At 35.8% G+C, this 19,220-nt stretch carries 19 protein-coding genes, 1 other RNA gene and 1 riboswitch; of the genes, 19 read left to right on the top strand and 1 reads right to left on the bottom strand.

Going from position 1 to position 19,220, the window contains the following annotated elements:
- Positions 1 to 42: 42 nt before the first annotated feature.
- Entirely contained in the window at positions 43 to 516 is a 474-nt protein-coding gene (locus JOC86_RS04030; RefSeq protein ID WP_205168473.1) for an Hsp20/alpha crystallin family protein, read from the bottom strand.
- Positions 517 to 655: 139 nt separating this feature from the next.
- Between JOC86_RS04030 and JOC86_RS04025 the strand changes: the two genes are divergently transcribed.
- The 19 genes from JOC86_RS04025 (at position 656) to JOC86_RS03935 (ending at position 19,219) form a co-directional block, all read left to right on the top strand.
- A complete protein-coding gene (locus tag JOC86_RS04025) occupies positions 656 to 1,432 on the top strand; it encodes an alpha/beta fold hydrolase (RefSeq protein ID WP_205168472.1) in 777 nt (258 codons plus the stop codon).
- Positions 1,433 to 1,616: 184 nt separating this feature from the next.
- Positions 1,617 to 3,911 carry a DEAD/DEAH box helicase gene (locus tag JOC86_RS04020; RefSeq protein WP_205168471.1) on the top strand — a complete coding sequence of 765 codons (2,295 nt, stop codon included), beginning with the start codon at positions 1,617 to 1,619 and terminating at the stop codon, positions 3,909 to 3,911.
- A complete protein-coding gene (locus JOC86_RS04015; protein ID WP_205168470.1) occupies positions 3,902 to 5,131 on the top strand; it encodes a ribonuclease H-like domain-containing protein in 1,230 nt (409 codons plus the stop codon). Before JOC86_RS04020 ends, JOC86_RS04015 begins: the two co-directional genes overlap by 10 nt.
- A 397-nt stretch (positions 5,132 to 5,528) precedes the next feature.
- Complete coding sequence (locus JOC86_RS04010; protein ID WP_205168469.1) at positions 5,529 to 5,849, top strand: CotD family spore coat protein; 321 nt, start codon at positions 5,529 to 5,531, stop codon at positions 5,847 to 5,849.
- Positions 5,850 to 6,045: 196 nt separating this feature from the next.
- Positions 6,046 to 6,624 (top strand): SLOG family protein, encoded by a 579-nt coding sequence (locus JOC86_RS04005; protein WP_205168468.1) that lies wholly within the window; start codon positions 6,046 to 6,048, stop codon positions 6,622 to 6,624.
- 59 nt (positions 6,625 to 6,683) lie between these two features.
- Entirely contained in the window at positions 6,684 to 6,983 is a 300-nt protein-coding gene (gene gpsB / locus JOC86_RS04000) for a cell division regulator GpsB (RefSeq protein ID WP_205168467.1), read from the top strand.
- A 78-nt stretch (positions 6,984 to 7,061) separates the two neighbouring features.
- Positions 7,062 to 7,452: RNase P RNA component class B (rnpB, locus tag JOC86_RS03995), an RNA gene on the top strand.
- Between the two features lie 122 nt (positions 7,453 to 7,574).
- Positions 7,575 to 8,714: a THUMP domain-containing class I SAM-dependent RNA methyltransferase gene (locus JOC86_RS03990; protein ID WP_205168466.1), complete on the top strand. Its 1,140-nt coding sequence runs from the start codon at positions 7,575 to 7,577 to the stop codon at positions 8,712 to 8,714.
- 64 nt (positions 8,715 to 8,778) lie between these two features.
- Entirely contained in the window at positions 8,779 to 8,961 is a 183-nt protein-coding gene (locus JOC86_RS03985) for a hypothetical protein (RefSeq protein ID WP_205168465.1), read from the top strand.
- Positions 8,962 to 9,122: 161 nt separating this feature from the next.
- Entirely contained in the window at positions 9,123 to 11,024 is a 1,902-nt protein-coding gene (locus JOC86_RS03980) for an ATP-dependent DNA helicase (protein ID WP_205168464.1), read from the top strand.
- Between the two features lie 212 nt (positions 11,025 to 11,236).
- Entirely contained in the window at positions 11,237 to 12,748 is a 1,512-nt protein-coding gene (locus JOC86_RS03975; RefSeq protein WP_205168463.1) for a carboxypeptidase M32, read from the top strand.
- 477 nt (positions 12,749 to 13,225) lie between these two features.
- Positions 13,226 to 13,327, top strand: a riboswitch (purine riboswitch).
- A gap of 121 nt (positions 13,328 to 13,448) precedes the next feature.
- A complete protein-coding gene (locus JOC86_RS03970; RefSeq protein WP_205168462.1) occupies positions 13,449 to 14,036 on the top strand; it encodes a xanthine phosphoribosyltransferase in 588 nt (195 codons plus the stop codon).
- A complete protein-coding gene (locus JOC86_RS03965) occupies positions 14,033 to 15,337 on the top strand; it encodes a nucleobase:cation symporter-2 family protein (RefSeq protein WP_205168461.1) in 1,305 nt (434 codons plus the stop codon). The genes JOC86_RS03970 and JOC86_RS03965 overlap by 4 nt, the downstream gene beginning before the upstream one ends.
- A gap of 190 nt (positions 15,338 to 15,527) precedes the next feature.
- Entirely contained in the window at positions 15,528 to 15,761 is a 234-nt protein-coding gene (locus JOC86_RS03960; protein ID WP_205168460.1) for a hypothetical protein, read from the top strand.
- A 121-nt stretch (positions 15,762 to 15,882) separates the two neighbouring features.
- The gene (locus JOC86_RS03955; RefSeq protein ID WP_205168459.1) at positions 15,883 to 16,020 is read left to right on the top strand and encodes a hypothetical protein; all 138 of its coding nucleotides are present in this window, start codon (positions 15,883 to 15,885) and stop codon (positions 16,018 to 16,020) included.
- Positions 16,021 to 16,060: 40 nt separating this feature from the next.
- Positions 16,061 to 16,831: an SDR family NAD(P)-dependent oxidoreductase gene (locus tag JOC86_RS03950; protein WP_205168458.1), complete on the top strand. Its 771-nt coding sequence runs from the start codon at positions 16,061 to 16,063 to the stop codon at positions 16,829 to 16,831.
- A 476-nt stretch (positions 16,832 to 17,307) separates the two neighbouring features.
- Positions 17,308 to 18,381: a type III polyketide synthase gene (locus tag JOC86_RS03945; protein ID WP_205168457.1), complete on the top strand. Its 1,074-nt coding sequence runs from the start codon at positions 17,308 to 17,310 to the stop codon at positions 18,379 to 18,381.
- Complete coding sequence (locus tag JOC86_RS03940; RefSeq protein WP_205168456.1) at positions 18,381 to 18,944, top strand: isoprenylcysteine carboxyl methyltransferase family protein; 564 nt, start codon at positions 18,381 to 18,383, stop codon at positions 18,942 to 18,944. Before JOC86_RS03945 ends, JOC86_RS03940 begins: the two co-directional genes overlap by 1 nt.
- Before the next feature lie 107 nt (positions 18,945 to 19,051).
- Complete coding sequence (locus JOC86_RS03935; RefSeq protein WP_205168455.1) at positions 19,052 to 19,219, top strand: hypothetical protein; 168 nt, start codon at positions 19,052 to 19,054, stop codon at positions 19,217 to 19,219.
- The last annotated feature ends 1 nt before the right edge of the window (position 19,220 follow it).

The raw sequence follows: 19,220 nt of genomic DNA, 5'->3' as shown, positions 1-19,220 counted from the left end.
ACTGTGTCGTAATGAAGTATTTTCCACAGTGGTGCAATGGCTTTATTCTAAATTTAATTTTTTTCCTTGAATTTTCGGTAGTTTCAATACTAGTAGTCCATCCTCATAGGAAGCACTTGCATTTTGATCATCAATCAGACTGGGCAACGGAATAGTTCTTGTCGTTCTCTGCATCGACTGCTTTCGCTGAATAATTTTATTGTCTTCATTTTCTTGGGTGAAAAGCTTGGTATTTTTAACGGAAATCGTTACATACTGTTGAAAAACATCGATATTGATTTGATCTCTTTTTACTCCTGGGAGTTGAACTTTAACAATATGCTCAGAATTGTTTTCTTCTAAATCAACAGGAAATCCACCCATACCACTAGGAAAAGGAGATTGAAAAAACTCATCAATACTTTGAAGAATGCCCTTTACTGGTCGTTCTTGAAAAAAATCATTCATCGAGTTCATAAGTTCTCCAAATGGAGAAGGATTTTTTTTAGCAGGTTTCTTTGGAGTGTTATCACTCATTATACTCTCTCCTTTCAGGCAGACAATTTCGTATATAGTATATGAATGTGTTGATAAATTGTGTGAATGTCCTTAGTTTAAATAGGTGCTAAATGGGAAAATGTAAAGTGTAACCTATTAGAAAAAAGGGTGTGATTTGATGAAAACACAACGTGTCGGTGACCATGAACTTGCATACGAAGATAAAGGGGAGGGAAATACGATTATCCTTCTTCATGGATTTTGTGGAAGCTCTAAATATTGGGATAAAATCGTTCCTCTCTTGGATACACACAGAGTTATTACAATTGACTTAAGAGGTCATGGAGAATCAGCTGTGATTGAAGCAGGGTTTTCAATCGAGGATTTGGCTAAGGATATTAATTATTTTTTAGATCAAAAGCAATTAGATCAAGTTTACCTTTTAGGACATTCGTTCGGGGGGTATGTAACTCTCGCCTTTGCTGAACTTTTTCCTGAGAAGTTAAAAGGGTTTGGATTAATTCACTCCACTCCGTACGCTGATACTTTTGAAGCTAAGGAAAATCGAACAAAAGCGATTGATGCCATTAATGGTCATGGTTTACCTTTATATATAGATGATCTTGTTCAGAATTTATTCAGTCCATACCAGACCGAAGAATTGAAAGAGGAAATTCAATTTGCTAGAGAGATCGGATACAATACAAATCCAGTGGGGGCGAAAGAGTCATTAAAAGCAATGAGGAATCGTGTCGAACGTTTACAAGTTGTATTAAATAGTAATGTGCCAGTTTTATTAGTAGCAGGAAAACATGATCAAATCATCCCAAACAACAGAACGTTCACAGATAATGGCCCGATGATGACTGAAGTTCTACTAGAGAATTCAGGTCATATGGGAATGATGGAGGAACCAGAAGTGTTAGCAATGGAAATTAAGAATTTTGCCAGATAAAAAGGTATTAGTTACTAGTTACTTTATATCGAGTGGTAGAATCACGCTTTACTATATAGGCTGATTTTCTTTAAGGAGATCTACTGAAATAGTAAGCGGTGTAGTTCTTGCCACTTTTTATTTTGCCATTTTTCGCTTTGTATTCGAACGTTTATTCGCTAAAATAGAAGAGGGGTGAAAATAGATGTTTCAAAAACGAACCTTACAAGAAACAATCAATCTTTTACAATCGGATCCACAATTTAAAAAACAAATTGTCTACTGGCACACGATTGGTGAAAAGAAAGCCATTAATGTGGATATGCCAGAAACGATTCATCCTAAAATAAAAGAAGCCCTTAACAAAAAAGGGATTCAACAACTATATAGTCATCAAAGAGAAGCGTTTGATTTAGCGATGCGTGGTGAGAATTTTACAGCAGTCACTCCTACTGCTTCTGGAAAAACTTTGTGTTACAACTTACCTGTATTACAAAGTATCATGGATGATCCAACGACAAGGGCACTGTATATTTTTCCAACAAAAGCGTTAGCGCAAGATCAAAAGAGTGAATTAAATGAGATCATCCAAGAGGCAAGCGTGGGGATCAATAGTTACACATATGATGGTGATACATCTGCCAATATTCGACAAAAGGTTAGAAAAGCAGGGCAAATTGTTATTACAAATCCAGACATGCTCCACTCAGCCATTCTTCCACACCATACAAAATGGGTGTCTTTATTTGAAAATTTACAATATGTAGTTATTGATGAGTTACATATATACCGGGGAGTATTCGGAAGTCATGTTAGTAATGTGATTCGTAGATTGAAAAGGATTTGCAGCTTTTATGGAAGTGATCCCATTTTTATTTGTACATCGGCAACAATTGCTAATCCTAAAGAGCTAGCGGAATCATTAACTAACTCCTCCATGAGATTAATCGATCGTAACGGTGCTCCGAGTGGTAAAAAGCATTTTGTTTTTTATAATCCTCCAATTGTTAATAAACCACTAAACATAAGAAGAAGCGCAACACTTGAAGTACGGAATATTGCCGGAGAGCTTTTAAAAAATAAAATCCAAACCATAGTCTTTGCAAGAAGCCGTGTGAGAGTTGAAATCATTTTAACGTATCTTCAAGAGCTGGTAAACAAACAATTGGGACCTAAATCGATAAGAGGGTACCGTGGTGGATATCTCCCGACTCAAAGACGTGAAATTGAAAAGGGTCTACGCAATGGAGAAATCTATGGAGTCGTGAGTACGAATGCATTGGAGCTAGGAGTAGATATCGGACAATTACAAGTTTGTATTATGACAGGATATCCAGGAACAATTGCAAGTGCTTGGCAGCAGGCTGGTAGAGCAGGGAGGAGGCACGGAGAATCTCTAGTTATAATGGTGGCAAGTTCAAATCCTCTTGATCAGTATATTGTCGATCATCCTCAATACTTTTTTGAACAAACTCCTGAGACAGCGAGAATTAACTCCGATAATTTGATCATTTTAATAGATCATCTCAAATGTGCTGCCTATGAATTACCTTTCAAAGAAGGGGATCGATTTGGCTCTCTAGAAATAGAAGATATTTTAGAGTTTCTTGTGGAAGAAACTATCCTTCATAAAAATGGTGAAAAGTGGTATTGGATGAATGACTCTTTCCCGGCACATAATATCAGCTTGCGCTCAGCATCTCAAGAAAATGTCATCATTATTGACCAAAGTGATGTTGCGAATGTGAAGGTAATAGGAGAAATGGATCGTTTCTCCGCCATGACACTTCTTCATGATGAAGCTATCTATCTTCATCAAGGAGTTCAATTTCAAGTTGAAAAGCTGGATTGGGATGAAAAGAAAGCTTTCGTTCGTGAAGTCGACGTAGACTATTTTACCGATGCAAACCTTGCTGTTAAGCTTAGTGTTCTAGAAGTAGATAAAGAAAGAACTTCATTCATGGTAGATATTGGATATGGAGATGTTTCTGTTATAGCCATGGCAACTATATTCAAGAAAATAAAATTTGATACTCATGAAAATATCGGTTCAGGACCTATTCACCTTCCTGAAGAAGAGCTCCATACAAATTCTGCTTGGGTTTCATTAAAGAACAATGATTTTATTTCACAAGATCGACTTGAGCAGGCATTAATCGGTCTTTCCCATGGTTTAAAAGGAGTTATTCCATTATTTGTTATGTGTGATCCTAGTGATATTTTTGTTGTCCCTCAAGTCAAAGCAGCACATAATGATCAACCAACGATTTTTATCTATGATCGCTACCCTGGCGGGATTGGGCTCAGTGAAAAGGTCTACGAGCAAATGGTCGAGATTTTTATTGAATCAAAGTCAATGGTATCCAAATGTCCATGTGATAATGGGTGTCCATCTTGCATAGGGTCGGATCATTCTTCAGCAAATTCCAAAAGAGATACTTTAAAATTATTCAATATCTTTCTTTCTCAGTTGGAAGGAAGGGGAGAGACATGTCAATAAAGAGCAAACTAAATCGTATGAAAAAGCATATTGTCACAGAAGCAGCAGCCCCAATTATCGAAAACAGGAAAACCCTAGAGATCCCAAATGAAAAGATATGGGAAAACGCAAATGTCCGTCCATATTTTTTAGATGATGATTATTGTTTAATAAGAGAAGTTCGTTACAAGCTTGAGGAATGTCATGGGAAATATTCCTTTAAGGATTTTTTGAATGTAGTAGAAAAATGGCAAGGATTTGATGGGTCACATCCTTTGTCTGCAAAGGGGCTTCATCCTTCTCAAATTTTTTTCTTTGATACGGAAACTACAGGGTTAGGAGGAGGTGCAGGCAATATGATTTTCTTGTTAGGGTATGCTCAATTTAATGAAAAGGAATTAATACTGAAACAACATTTATTACCGAGTCCTGGAAACGAAATTCCCCTTTATTATAGTTTTTTAGAAAATATCGATTATACAACTCTCGTTACTTACAATGGCAAGGCTTTTGACTGGCCCCAGGTGAAGACCAGACATACTCTTATACGGGATCATGTCCCAAAACTTCCGTCATTTGGGCATTTTGATTTATACCACGCTGCGAGAAGAATGTGGAAGGATGAGTTAGAATCAGTAAAATTATCAAATGTTGAGAAGAAGATTCTTCAGTTTCATCGTAAAGGCGATGTCCCAGGATATTTAGCTCCAATGATTTATTTTGACTTTGTTGAGAGAAAAGACCCAGAAGGAGTGCTAAAGGTTATGTCTCATAACGAACTCGACATTCTTTCTTTAATTACTCTATATACACATCTTTCCCTTCAAATCCTTGGTCTTGATCACAATCAAACAAGCAAGGAAAAATGGCTTGTTGGAAAATGGTTTGATTATGTTGGAGAAGAGAAACTTGCCGTCCAGCACTATCAAAAAGTGATGCATTCAGTTGGTGAAGAAAAAAATCTTGCTAGTTATGCATTGGCATTGCACTTTAAAAAAGAAAAGGCATTTGATGAAGCAGTTGTTTTGTGGAATAAAATCTTTCAAGCAACAAAGGATCAGCCTTTAAAAATAAAAAGCCTTATAGAATTGGCGAAAGTGTATGAACATTATTATAAAGATTATAAAAAAGCCATTTCCTATGCTAATGAAGCTTATAAGTCTTTAACTGAAAATGACCATAATTCAAGTGAAAAAGTCTTGATTCGAATCAAGCGGTTAAATCGAAAATTATCGAAGTAAGAATACATTTCCCGGGGAAGCGCATTTTTCGACGAGTTCCGTAATGTAAACGTAATATTAGAATAATAAATGACAAATTACTTCATAAAATTAGGAGAAATCTATTGAGTGTTAAGGTTAAAAGTTGTAAAATGTAGAATTGTGTTGAAATTAATTTTAGATTGAAAAGTTAGGGCGGATATAAGCATGAATAGAGCAATTTTAATCCTTTTTTTTGTTGTAATAGGTTTAACGGCATTTGTTTTTTCTAATATGAGAGGAACTTTCCTTACACTATTATAAAATCGAACAAGATCCGTATTGAAAAAATAGGTATTTGCATTAGTACATGTTATAAACTTCCATCATAGGCTGATATTGAAGTAAAAATATAGATAGATGGAAGGAGAAAAATAAAATGAAATGCAGACCTAACAATGTTTTACCTGCGGTAGTTCATCCGACAAAATGCTGTGTAAAGCATGTAAACAGCGTCTATGAAGTACCTCATATTCATCCAGTGCATACAACCATTATGAATAATCAAATGTATCAGCATAAACACTATTTCCCACAAACACAATCAATGGTAGACTCGGCTTCACATCAACAATTTAATTGCGGTGGAGGTCCAGGTGGCCCAGGAGGACCTGGTTTTGGCCCAGGCCCAGGAGGTCCAGGTGGTCCAGGACCAGGATTTGGCCCAGGAGGTCCAGGATTCGGACCATATGGTAGATAGTAAGAATATTGGATGTCGAATTATATTAAATAATTAAAATACAACAAGAGGTTGACAGAAGATAAAATGCTCTTGCTAACAATTCCTTTTATATGTTAAAGGCATGTGGTAAAGCTATCTTTAGCGTCACCTCTTGTTTTATTTGATTAGTTTCATTAATATAAAGATAATATAGCTAATGAAGGAGGTTTTGAAAATGACCTCGGTAGTAACAGTTTCTGGCTATAAGCAACATGAACTTGGGCTTTTTAAGCAGGACGATCCTGCAATTGGCTATATAAAAAAAGCCTTAGAAAAAGAATTAGCTTCGTTTGCTGATGAAGGGCTAGAATGGGTTGTGATTAGCGGGCAATTAGGTGTTGAGCTTTGGGCAGCAGAAGTGGTTATCGATATGCAATTAGATTACCCCAACATAAAGCTTGCTGTACTTACCCCATTTTTAAATCAAGAAGAAAATTGGAATGAAAATAATAAAGAATTGTATGAAATGATTCTTACTCAAGCTGAATTTGTGGACAGTATTTCTAAAGAACCTTATAACAACCCTCAGCAATTTCGTAACAAAAATCAACTGCTGTTACATAAAAGTGATGCCCTCCTTATCTTATATGATGAAGAAAGAGAAGGATCACCTAAATATTTATATGAAGGAGCTAAAATATATCAAGAAAGTCATCCTTTAGAAATTCGGCAAATTACATTTATGGATTTGCAATTTATTGCAGATGAAGAACAACAACGTTTGTTGGAAGAATATTACTTAAATGATCATTGACAAACATCCTATTTTTTGAAAAAATAATATTGATGTAAGGTGAACTCTGAGGTGAAAATATGATATCTGATAAAGTAAAATTAACGGCTAAAGATATTTTAGAAAAAGAATTTAAATCAGGCATGCGTGGGTATAAACCAGAAGATGTAGATAAGTTCTTAGATTTGATTATAAAAGATTATGAAACATTTCATCAGGCAATTGAAGATCTTCAACAAGAAAATCTTAGGTTGAAAAAGCAGTTGGAGGAAGCAGGGAGAAGAACTCCATCACCACAATCTGGTACGACGAATTTTGATATCTTAAAAAGACTATCGAATCTTGAAAAGCATGTGTTTGGAAGCAAATTATACGAATGATGGCAGAACTGGTGAAAAGTACTACTTGAAAATTTAATTCCAATCATCTATAATTGTTTTTTGGATACATTGTTAATAGCGTTTAGGTAATCGCTGCAACATTTGTTGTAGAGGAAAGTCCATGCTCGCACGGTGCTGAGATGCCCGTAGTGTTCGTGCCTAGCCAATTCATAAGCTAGGGCACTCGAGAGGATATCTCCGAGTGACGGCAGGGAACGCACCTAAGTCCTTGTGATATGGTGTTACTACCTTGAAAGTGCCACAGTGACGGAGCCTTGAAAGAAATGACAAGGGTGGAACGAGGTAAACCCCACGAGCGAGAAACCCAAATTAGGTAGGGGCACCTTCTTGGAGGAATTGAACGAAAAGAAGGACAAGGATTTCGATTCTTGTAGATAGATGATTACCACCGGAGTACGAGATATCCCTATCGCTTGTAGTACGATGGTACAAAACATGGCTTACAGAACGCTTTTAACGGGGATTTATATTAAATGTTCGCTCTCCTGTATAATAAGGAGAGCTTTTATTATTTTACATATATTAATTTACGTCAATACTTATGGGTATGACAAAAAAAGGTGTGAAAATATGGCAGAGTATACATTAATCGCAACGGCGGCAATGGGGTTAGAGTCACTTGTAGCGAAAGAAGTTAGAGAACTAGGATATGAATGTACTGTAGAAAATGGAAAGGTAAGGTTTCAAGGTGATGAAAAGGCCATTGCAAGAGCAAATCTTTGGCTTCGAACTGCTGACCGTGTGAAAATCCTAGTTGGAGAATTTAAAGCATTAACATTTGATCAGCTTTTTGAAGGAACAAAAGCCATTCAATGGGAAAAATATCTTCCGGTAGATGCTCAATTCCCAGTTCAGGGGAAATCGGTAAAATCAAAATTATTTAGTGTGTCAGACTGTCAGTCAATTGTAAAAAAAGCCATTGTTGAAAAATTAAAATCATCCTACAAAGTATCTAATTGGTTGGATGAAACAGGGGCAATTTTCAAAATTGAAGTCGCGCTGCATAAAGATATTGCCAGTATCACGTTGGATACTAGCGGTGCCGGGCTCCATAAAAGAGGGTATCGTGCGGGACAAGGGGAAGCACCACTAAAAGAAACGTTAGCAGCAGCACTAATTCAGTTATCGGTTTGGAATCCGGATCGACCATTGGTTGATCCATTTTGTGGTTCGGGTACCATTCCCATTGAGGCAGCACTCATTGGTCAAAATATTGCACCTGGTTTCAATAGAGAGTTTCTTTCAGAAGAATGGCCATGGATGAGTGAAACGATTTGGGAAGAAGCACGAATAGAAGCGGAAGATTTAGCTGACTATGACCAGCCTCTTGAAATCATTGGTACTGATATTGACCATCGTATGATAGAAATATCAAAAACCAATGCATTTGAAGCTGGGTTTGGTGATTTAATCCAATTTAAACAAATGCAAGTAAAGGACTTTCATTCAGATAAAAACTATGGTGTTATTATTGGAAACCCTCCTTACGGGGAAAGACTTGGAGATCAAAAGCAAGTGGAAAAAATGTATCAGGATATGGGGAATACTTTTGGAAGTCTTGAAACTTGGTCCGTCTACATTATGACCTCTCATGAGGGCTTCGAGAACTTTTATGGGAAGAAAGCGACAAAAAAGCGAAAGCTCTTCAATGGTTTCATTAGAACAGATTTCTATCAATATTGGGGTCCGAGACCACCTAGAAACAATTAAGTAAGAATATCACTTTTCTTTCATGCGTATAATAATTTTATCTATGGAAGAGGAGTGGTTTGACATGTATCAAACTCATATTGATTACACTAAAATCTCAAAAGCGATAGAAACGACTCTAACAACATTAAATAACCATATGGAACCCTCTTTTCAAAGGGCGGTTATGGATTTGAATTACGCAAAAGAAGAGTTGGCGAATGCGTTAGCTTTCGAATTACTTGGTAAGAAAGATTGGAATTATTAAAGGCATCTAAGAAAAACAAATAAAAAACGCAAGCGGCTAAACCGCTTGCGTTTTCTAATGTTATGATACCATAAATTCAATAATAAATTTAGTCTTTTCATAAAGCGTGTTTACATGTAAAGTAGTCTTATTGTATTAGAAGATAGATAGGGAGGGTTCCCATGAGGGGGAAATTACCGTTTGCATTATCAAGAGAGCAGACCTTTTACGAGGCTTTAAATGACTGGATCGGAGATGTATTTTATGACATTTTACCGGAAAAGGGCTTTGATTTAAGGGACGAGCAAATTTTTATGGCTTTTCAATTAACCAATTCTTATAAAAATAAAAAAGTAATGTTTGCGGAGGCAGGAGTCGGTACTGGGAAGACATTTGTATATCTACTATATGCTCTTGCTTATGCAAGATATACTGGAAAGCCTGCTGTCATTGCCTGTGCGGATGAAACCTTAATAGAGCAGCTCGTCAAAAAAGGCGGGGATATTGAAAAGCTTGAACATGCACTGGGTTTATCCATTGATGTACGTTTAGCAAAATCGAGAGATCAATACTTATGTTTACAAAAATTGGATGCTGAAATTTCTTCGGATGAGAAGTATTTTGATGTACATCAATCTCTTCCCGATTTTGTTGAGTCCCCTCAATCATTAAAAAAATATCATTCTTATGGGGACCGAAAAGAATATAGTCATCTCACTGATAGTGAATGGGAGAAGATTGGTTGGGATAGCCTTCAAGACTGCTTCTCTTGTTCAAAACGACATCGCTGTGGACAAACATTATCTAGAGATCACTATAGGCACTCAGAGGATCTGATTGTATGTTCTCATGATTTTTATATGGAACATATTTGGACTAAAGAATCAAGAACGAGAGAAGGACAGCTTCCTTTACTTCCAGAAGCAAGCTCTGTAATCTTTGATGAAGGACATTTACTTGAATTTGCTGCTCAAAAAGCGCTTACTTATCGAATTCAAAAAAATTCATTGGAAATTTTGCTTGAAAGGTTTAGTCATTCTGAAATGAGAGAGAAGACATTAACACTGATGGAAGACGTCTTACGACAAAACGATATTTGGTTTCAGGAGCTAGGCAACTCAGCCGAAACGAAAAATGAATCCTATAGAAAAAACGTTCATAAATCTGAACGTTCAACAAAGCTTGGGAAGAAATTGGTTTCATTAATTGAAAAACTGACAGAAGAATTAGTGTTTGAAGCAGAGCTATACGTTGTCGATGAGTATCAATTGAAAATAGTTGAGGAATATTTAGAGCAAATGCTTTTCTCACTTAAACTATTTAACGAGGATCAAAAGGGTATACAATGGTTAGAAACTACAGGAGATGGAACCCTAGTCATTATGCCTCGTCTAGTAGAGGACATCTTAAAATCACAGGTATTTAATCAGAATGTACCTTTTATTTTTTCTTCAGCTACTCTTTCAACAAAAGGTGAATTTCAATATCTTTCAAATAGTCTAGGAATTGAATCATTCGATTCATTTTCAGTAGAATCACCTTTTGATTATGAACAAAAAATGAAAATCTCAATACCTACATTGACTGATCATGAAAAGTATGAACATACTTATCAACAATTAATGAATATGAATGGCAAAAGTCTTATATTATTCTCCAGTAAAAAATCAATGGATTCATTTCGGAATCAAATGATAGACAAAAAACCGCCATTTAATCTTTATTTTGAAGGAGACGAAGAGATTAGTGTTACGGTAGAAAAGTTCCAAAACGATGTTCAATCCGTCCTTTGCTCTTATCATTTATGGGAAGGACTCGATATTCCAGGAGACTCTTTGTCGCAAGTCATTATTTTTGATTTACCTTTTCCACCTTCAGATCCTGTTTTTGATGCAAAGCGACGACATAGTGCCGATCCATTTCAAGAGGTGGATTTACCCTATATGCTTTTAAGACTTAGACAGGGAATCGGTCGTTTAATTCGTACCCATGAGGATCAAGGAACAGTACATTTATTAGTAAATCAAGATGAAAGTCAACTTCTTTCTTCTATTGAAGAAATTTTACCAGTAAAAGCTCAATAAGTAATAATATTAATTACCTTCTAAAAACAGACCAGCTAGTTATCTAGATTGGTCTGTTTTTGTTTGGAATCATATAAAAATTTTAATGATGTGCTTTATCCATAAGAAACGATTAGGACATAAACCATGGATAGTAAAGTCATTTTAATACTAAAATTCTGAAAAATATGATAAAATTAAATGGTTATTACCATATTAAGGGGGGAATTTTGATGTCTGACAACATAAAAGAATTAGAAGATGATTTTTTAGATTATGTAAAGAAAATGTCTGCCTACAATGAGGCACTTGGACTGATATTTTGGGATTTAAGAACAGGAGCACCTAAAAATGGTGTTGAACAGCGTTCCGAGGTTATTGGTATGCTTTCATCTGAAGTGTTCCAAATGTCAACTTCTAGCGAAATGGCAGCATACATAGCGAAGTTATCCTCACATAAAGATCAATTATCTCTTACTGTAGTGAAAATTTTAGAAGAATGTCAAAAGAACTATGAACGTAATAAAAAAATCCCTGCTGAAGAATACAAGGAATATGTTGTTCTTCAATCTAAAGCAGAGAGTGTATGGGAGGAAGCCAAAGAAGCATCGAATTTTGAACGATTCCAACCATACCTTGAGAAGATAGTAGAGTTTAATAAAAGATTTATTACGTATTGGGGATATGAAGGAAATAAATATAATACACTGCTCGATATCTATGAGCCTGGCGTAACAGTTGAAATATTAGATCGGGTATTTGGAGAGCTGAGAGACCATATCGTTCCACTGGTACATAGAATTAATGAATCATCTCACAAGCCAACGACCGATTATCTGTTTCAGCATTTCCCAAAAGAAAAACAAAAGCAGTTTAGTTTAACTATTTTAGAGCAAATGGGATATGACTTTAAGTCAGGGAGACTTGATGAAACTGTCCATCCTTTTGCCATTGGATTAAATCCTGGAGATGTTCGTGTAACAACAAAATACGATGAGAGTGATTGGAGAACGGCTGTATTCGGTACAATTCACGAGGGGGGCCATGCCCTTTATGAGCAAAATATTTCAGAAGAGTTAATAGGCACACCTCTCTGTACAGGAACATCTATGGGGATTCATGAATCACAATCGCTATTCTATGAAAATTTTGTTGGCCGGAACTATGCTTTCTGGGAAAAAAATTATAGATTGTTGAAAAAATATTCTGATGGGCAATTTGATCATATCGAGCTGGGAGATTTTTATCGAGCTATTAATGAATCAAAACCATCTCTTATCAGAATTGAAGCAGATGAATTAACATACGCCCTTCATATCATCATTCGCTATGAAATTGAAAAGGGTCTATTTAATGGCGAAATTGAAGTTAAGGATCTACCTCAAATTTGGAATGATAAATATGAAGAATATTTAGGTGTTAGACCTGAAAATGATGCTAAAGGTGTACTTCAAGATGTACATTGGTCTGGCGGAAGCTTCGGTTACTTCCCTTCCTATGCATTAGGATACATGTATGCGGCTCAATTTAAAGTCAAAATGTTAGAGGATCTACCAAACTTTGACGAACTTTTAAGAGCAGGAAATCTAAAACCTATTCAAGAATGGTTAACAAATCATGTTCATCAATGGGGGAAAATGAAAAAGCCTCTTGAAATTCTAAAGGAAGTAACAGGAGAAGGACTTAATGCGTCTTATCTCATTCAATACTTAACAGAGAAATATAAAGGAGTTTATAAACTCTAGTTAATTTATAAACAGATATTTATAAGGCTGACTCTAAACATTGCTGAGATGATTTAGAGTCAGTTTTTTATTAGGCTGTTTTCGTACACTTTGTTGCTATTTTTCAATAAAGAGTAGTGGTTGATTAGGGCGAAAGGGTGCTCGCTTTCCGCGAGGCGGACGGTGAGCCTCCTCGACGTTCTGCGCCTGTGGGGTCTACCTGTCCCGCTGCTCCCACAGGAGTCCCGCACCTTCCGCTACAATCAACTTTTTAAAAGGTGGATTGCTATTACAAACTCTATTAATAAAACAACAATCTTTTAAAAAGGAGCCTTTTAATATAAAAAACTTATCCTCTTCATAATCTGTAATCCACAAAATATTCTTTTTTGAAAATAAATGAAAAATACGAACAAATTAATGACTTTTTTGTTTTCTGTTCGGATAAATAACATTTTTAACTTGCATTAATGAGAAATACTGTTATACTAAAATAAAATTTCATTAATATCATTCACTCATATAATAGCGAGAATATGGCTCGCAAGTTTCTACCGAATGACCGCAAATTATTCGACTATGAGTGAACAATGTAAGAATCTAAACATATCTTGATGTTTCTATGGTTCTTGGAAGCTCAAGTAGCATTGTTCACTCTGTCTTTCTGAGTGTGATGTTACTTGAGCTTTTCCTATTAAAAACCTTTAGAGGAGGAACATCAATGAAGAATTTACAAACGAAAATTGTTAAAGAAGGAATTGTATTATCAGAATCTGTTCTAAAAGTTGATTCTTTTTTAAACCACCAAGTAGACCCTTACCTCATGAAGGAAATGGGAGAAACCTTTGCAAATAAGTTTCAAAGTGAAGGGGTTACAAAAGTACTGACGATTGAATCATCAGGAATTGCACCAGGTGTAATGACATCCTTGTCATTGCACGCTCCACTTATTTTTGCTAGAAAAAGAAAATCTGTAACGTTAACGGACGAACTTTATACGGCCAATGTTTATTCCTTTACAAAGAAAGAGGAAAATGTCATCTCTGTTTCTAAAAAGTACTTATCTCCTAATGATAATGTGTTGATCATTGACGATTTCTTAGCAAATGGTCAAGCAGCCTTAGGTTTAATAAAAATTATAGAAGAGGCAGGTGCCTCGTTAGCTGGAATTGGGATTGTTATCGAAAAAGCTTTTCAAGATGGCGGAAAACAGTTAAGAGACAAGGGCGTTAGAGTGGAATCCCTAGCGCGTATTAAATCCTTGAAAAATAATATCGTACATTTTGTTGAAGAGGAAGTGAGCGTATGAATTCATTGAAATTAACTTCACTTGGAATTCAGCATGTTCTAGCCATGTATGCCGGTGCTGTCATTGTTCCATTGATTGTAGGAGGAGCTTTAGGGTTAACAGGTGAAGAATTAACCTACCTAGTCTCCATTGATATATTAATGTGTGGAATTGCAACAATCCTCCAAGTCATGAGTAATCGTTTTTTTGGAATCGGTCTTCCTGTCGTTTTAGGATGTACCTTTACTGCGGTTGGTCCGATGATTGCCATTGGAGGTCAGTATGGAATTTCAGCCATTTACGGTTCCATTCTTGCTTCTGGACTTTTCGTAATATTAATCGCAGGCTTTTTTGGTAAACTAGTTAAATTCTTTCCTCCAATTGTAACGGGTTCAGTCGTTACAATTATCGGAATCACTCTTATTCCTGTAGCCATGAACAATATGGCAGGAGGGCAAGGTGCAGCCGACTTTGGATCATTATCAAATATCTCACTAGCGTTTGGAACTTTATTTTTTATTATTCTTTTATATAGGTTTTTTAAAGGATTTATTCGTGCAATTGCTATTTTACTAGGATTAATAGGAGGGACAGTTGTTGCTTCCTTCATGGGAAAGGTAAATGTTACACCTGTAGCTGAAGCTTCATGGTTTCATATGGTCGAACCATTTTATTTTGGAACGCCGACATTTGAATGGACAGCTATCCTAACTATGATTCTGGTTGCGCTTGTAAGCTTAGTAGAGTCAACAGGTGTCTACTTTGCTCTCGGAGATATATGCGAGAAAAAATTAAAGGAAAAAGATTTAGTAAAAGGATATCGATCGGAAGGAATCGCGATTGTACTTGGTGGATTATTTAATGCATTCCCATACACAACATACTCTCAAAACGTAGGTCTTATGCAATTATCAGGGGTGAAAACAAGAAAAGTCATATTTTTAACCGGTGGTATGCTTGTTGTTTTAGGACTTGTTCCTAAAATTGGTGCCATGACGACGATTATTCCTTCTGCAGTTTTAGGAGGAGCAATGGTGGCTATGTTTGGCATGGTCGTTGCTTACGGAATTAAAATGCTTAGTCGAGTGAATTTTGCTTCACAAGAGAATCTGCTGATTGTGGCTTGTTCTATTGGAATGGGATTAGGTGTTACCGTTGTACCAGATATTTTTAATCAGCTTCCAGAGGGTATTCAAATTTTAACGGATAACGGTATTGTCGCTGGAAGTTTAACAGCGATTGTATTAAATGTTGTTTTTAATATGGTACCAAAAAAACAACAAAAAGAAGCTCTGGAGTGGAAAGAACAACGGGCTTCATAATGGTCAGTTGTGACGTAATCGAGTGACAGACCCATTACTTCAACAATGTTACGATGAATATAACCACAAAAACGCTTGGAAATTTAAATTTCCAAGCGTTTTTGTATGATTTTATGATCAATATTTCAAAGGGAGCAGGAAATTTTTTATATGTGTAGAAGCAAATGGATAAAGAGAAAGGAGTGGAAGCATGAATATATTAAAAATAGAGGAGTTTTTGATACAGATAGAAAGAGAATCAAAAGTGAAAAACTATAAAGGGAATAAGTGGAATTGGGAAGTGAAAATTGCTCAAAACAAAAATGAATACTATGGGATTGCTTATGAACGAGCCTTAGACATTCAAACTTCTTGGATTGAATTAGAAAGTGATGATCCCCTTGAAGAAATGAAACGAATTTGTAAAGAAAAGATGGAACGGTAAGGGTTCAGCATTAACTTGAATGTTCAAGAAGTTATGCAGACTTTGTTTTTAAGTCCTATCACCATCTGATTTTCATTATCATAGAATAGCATATAGGACTATTTTTGGGAGATGAAATCAATTGGAAAGATATTATTGTGAAAAATGTCAAAGGTTATTTGAAATAGCAGGTATTTGTGATGGGTGTCATTTACCAGTTGAACAGAAAATAGTATTTCATAAATATTTTCAAACGAAGATTAAAAAGGAAGAAGAATGAAGAGAGTTATTTGGCAGAAAATAATAAAGGAGAGTTCACATTGTATTTACCATCTTTTTCACTTAAAAATAAAGTCATTGTTGTAACAGGAGCTGGCAGGGGAATTGGTAGAGCGATAGCAATTGGAATGGCAGAAGCCGGAGCAGATGTAGCCCTTTTGGCGCGTACAAAAGAGGACTTGGAGGAAACAGCTTGCCATATACATAATAAAGGGAGAAAAGCGTATGTTCTTCCAACAGATATAACATCACGGATGGAAATTACCGAATCCGTTGAAGAGGTCATAAAAACCTTCGGTAAAATAGACATTTTAGTCAATAATGCTGGGATGAATATTCGTTCACAAGCATTAGAGGTGACTGACGATGAATGGCAAAAAATAATGGATACTAATTTGAAATCTGCCTTTATGATCAGTCAGGAAGTAGGAAAACATTTTAAAGAACAGGAAAGTGGAAAAATCATTACCATTGCTTCTGTTGCAGGGCATGTAGCGCTAAGAACTGGTGTCGTATATGCCGCAACAAAAGCTGCATTGATTCAAATGACGAAAGTTTTAGCCCTTGAATGGGGGAAGTATAATATAAATGTTAACAGTATTGGTCCTTGGTATTTTCGTACGCCGCTTACAGAAAGCTTGTTAAAAGACGAAGAATACGTGAATGATATTTTAGCTGTTACACCATTAAAGAGAATCGGTGAATTACCGGAGCTAGTAGGACCAGCAGTATTTCTAGCCTCGGATGCAGGCAATTATGTTAGTGGTCAAACCCTTTTTGTAGATGGAGGTATGAAGATACAAGGATTTTAGATTTCTAGATAAATGGATAGTCATTCGAATTAATGGGTAATCGAAATCTTCAATGATTTTGATTACTCTTTTTAATTTAAGGCTCTTTTGAGATTGTTGTTTTTTAAGAGCATAAATTTTTGTGAAAAGGTTGGTCTTAAGTTGCAGGTTCGAGACTCCTGCAGGAGAAGCGGGACAGGTGAAACCTAAGCGGGAGTAAGGCCTACCGCTCGCCCCGCGAAAAGCGAGCATCCTTTCGCTGCAAACAACTTACTCTTACAACAAAAATGTTTACGAAAACAGCTTAATATAAAGACTAAGTCCTTCATGTCATATAAGAAATTTATCTGAAGAAAAAATAAAGTATCTAAAGTGCAGTTTTATACCAATGATTAGTGGTAAGGAATGAATAGCACTCTTAATCAATAAAGGTTCGTGCATGATTTCTCTCGATTTGGAAATCATATCCTTTATACATGTTTAAGGAGAGATATATGATGCCTAAAATCATTGCTGTCGAGACTACTTTACCTCCTTATCGAATTTCTCAAGAACAAGTGGCCCGGTTTGCCAAAAATTTATTCTCAAATAGCTTTCGAGATATCAATAGATTATTAAAGGTATTTCAAAATGGAGATATAGAATCAAGGTATTTTGTGAAAGATTTAGAATGGTTTTCCCGTTCGCATACATTTCAAGAAAAAAATGATGCTTTCATAGAAAATGCAGTGAGTCTAGGATCTAAAGCAATTCAAGCCTGTATTGAATCCCAGGACAAACTGAACTATGACAACATTGACGCTATTATTACTGTCTGTACAACAGGATTAGCTACCCCAAGTATTGAAGCAAGAATTATGAATCAGCTTCCCTTTCCCGAAAATGTAAAGAGGATACCCATTTGGGGATTAGGTTGTGCGGGAGGTGTTAGTGGATTGTCAAGAGCCCATGAATATTGCTTAGCCTATCCAGATGCGAATGTATTAGTTCTTTCAATAGAACTATGTTCATTAACATTTCAACATGGTGATCATTCAAAGAGTAACTTGGTGGGGACTTCTTTATTTGGTGACGGTGTAGCATGTGCCTTAGTATGTGGAGACAAGAGTATGTTAGTAGATTCAAATGGTCAAGTTTTTCCTGCGATTGTTACTACCCAATCAACGCTTATGAAGGACTCATTAGATGTAATGGGGTGGGATATAAGGAATGAAGGTCTTTTTGTAGTCTTTTCAAAAGATATTCCTACCATCGTGAAAAATTGGTTAGGTCCAAATGTGTCAGGGTTCCTAGAACAAAATCAATTACAGACATCAGATTTAAAACATTTTGTTGCCCATCCTGGTGGAAAGAAAGTTCTCGAGGCATACCAGGAAGCACTCAATTTCTCATCAGATATGATAGAACTTTCTTTAAAAGTCTTAAAAAAATATGGAAATATGTCATCTGCAACCGTTCTTTATGTGTTAAAAGAATTTTTGGATAAAGAGATTGCAAGCGGTCAATATGGATTAGCAGCAGCGCTCGGTCCTGGATTTAGCTCAGAATTGGTACTATTGAGGTGGGACTAATGTTTTTTTATATCTTCTTAATTGTAGTTGCTTCTCAAAGACTTATTGAAGTGCTCATTGCTAAAAGGAACGAAAAATGGATGAAGAGTAAGGGAGCAAAAGAATATGGAAAGAGACATTATCGGTTAATGGTTGCCATTCATTTTTTATTCTTTGTATCTTTAATTATGGAAAGTATATTAGGTAGATCCGATTTAAATTCTGATTGGCCGTTATTAGTCGCTGTATTTTTTATCGTTCAACTTTGCAGAGTATGGGTCATTATGGCGTTAGGACGGTTTTGGAATACAAAAATCATTGTTTTGAAGGATGCAGAAGTAGTCGCAAAGGGACCTTATAAATTCATAAAGCACCCGAACTACTTAATCGTGACAATTGAATTAATAATCATACCGCTAATATTTAATGCATACTGGACTCTATTTATCTTCGCTATACTCAATCAACTCATCTTAGCGATTCGGATCCCATTAGAAGAAGAGGTTCTCAATAAACAAACAAATTATGAAGATGAATTAACTTCAAAAAGGAGATTTATCCCATTAATAAGGAAAAGTCGATAACAAACGAAAATTAAAAAATTATTGAAAATGATTATCGTTTTTGATACGATGTTAATTGAAGATGAAAATCTTTCTCAAGAAGAGCACATAAAGGGAAGGTGTTCCAAATGATGATCGCTATGTTTATTTTATTAACTTTTGTAATTTATGGAATCATGGCCAAATATGTATTAGGGAATGTCTTTAAAAGTAGAAACCGATCTGCAGTAAAAGAAAGTGTAGCAAATACCTCAAAAACAACCGAACTCCTAAAACCATTACATACATCGAGATAAT

Origin of the sequence: Rossellomorea pakistanensis (genome assembly GCF_016908495.1) — a bacterium.
Lineage (GTDB): Bacteria > Bacillota > Bacilli > Bacillales > Bacillaceae_B > Rossellomorea > Rossellomorea pakistanensis.
The sequence above is the reverse complement of the archived record's forward strand: the minus strand, read 5'-3'. Positions and strand labels throughout refer to the sequence as shown.

What these genes read in the sequence shown, in the direction of transcription:
- JOC86_RS04030 (WP_205168473.1), bottom strand. Translation starts at nt 516, where the DNA reads ATGAGTGATAACACTCCAAAGAAACCTGCTAAAAAAAATCCTTCTCCA.
- JOC86_RS04025 (WP_205168472.1), top strand. Translation starts at nt 656, where the DNA reads ATGAAAACACAACGTGTCGGTGACCATGAACTTGCATACGAAGATAAA.
- JOC86_RS04020 (WP_205168471.1), top strand. Translation starts at nt 1,617, where the DNA reads ATGTTTCAAAAACGAACCTTACAAGAAACAATCAATCTTTTACAATCG.
- JOC86_RS04015 (WP_205168470.1), top strand. Translation starts at nt 3,902, where the DNA reads ATGTCAATAAAGAGCAAACTAAATCGTATGAAAAAGCATATTGTCACA.
- JOC86_RS04010 (WP_205168469.1), top strand. Translation starts at nt 5,529, where the DNA reads ATGAAATGCAGACCTAACAATGTTTTACCTGCGGTAGTTCATCCGACA.
- JOC86_RS04005 (WP_205168468.1), top strand. Translation starts at nt 6,046, where the DNA reads ATGACCTCGGTAGTAACAGTTTCTGGCTATAAGCAACATGAACTTGGG.
- gpsB (WP_205168467.1), top strand. Translation starts at nt 6,684, where the DNA reads ATGATATCTGATAAAGTAAAATTAACGGCTAAAGATATTTTAGAAAAA.
- JOC86_RS03990 (WP_205168466.1), top strand. Translation starts at nt 7,575, where the DNA reads ATGGCAGAGTATACATTAATCGCAACGGCGGCAATGGGGTTAGAGTCA.
- JOC86_RS03985 (WP_205168465.1), top strand. Translation starts at nt 8,779, where the DNA reads ATGTATCAAACTCATATTGATTACACTAAAATCTCAAAAGCGATAGAA.
- JOC86_RS03980 (WP_205168464.1), top strand. Translation starts at nt 9,123, where the DNA reads ATGAGGGGGAAATTACCGTTTGCATTATCAAGAGAGCAGACCTTTTAC.
- JOC86_RS03975 (WP_205168463.1), top strand. Translation starts at nt 11,237, where the DNA reads ATGTCTGACAACATAAAAGAATTAGAAGATGATTTTTTAGATTATGTA.
- JOC86_RS03970 (WP_205168462.1), top strand. Translation starts at nt 13,449, where the DNA reads ATGAAGAATTTACAAACGAAAATTGTTAAAGAAGGAATTGTATTATCA.
- JOC86_RS03965 (WP_205168461.1), top strand. Translation starts at nt 14,033, where the DNA reads ATGAATTCATTGAAATTAACTTCACTTGGAATTCAGCATGTTCTAGCC.
- JOC86_RS03960 (WP_205168460.1), top strand. Translation starts at nt 15,528, where the DNA reads ATGAATATATTAAAAATAGAGGAGTTTTTGATACAGATAGAAAGAGAA.
- JOC86_RS03945 (WP_205168457.1), top strand. Translation starts at nt 17,308, where the DNA reads ATGCCTAAAATCATTGCTGTCGAGACTACTTTACCTCCTTATCGAATT.
- JOC86_RS03940 (WP_205168456.1), top strand. Translation starts at nt 18,381, where the DNA reads ATGTTTTTTTATATCTTCTTAATTGTAGTTGCTTCTCAAAGACTTATT.
- JOC86_RS03935 (WP_205168455.1), top strand. Translation starts at nt 19,052, where the DNA reads ATGATGATCGCTATGTTTATTTTATTAACTTTTGTAATTTATGGAATC.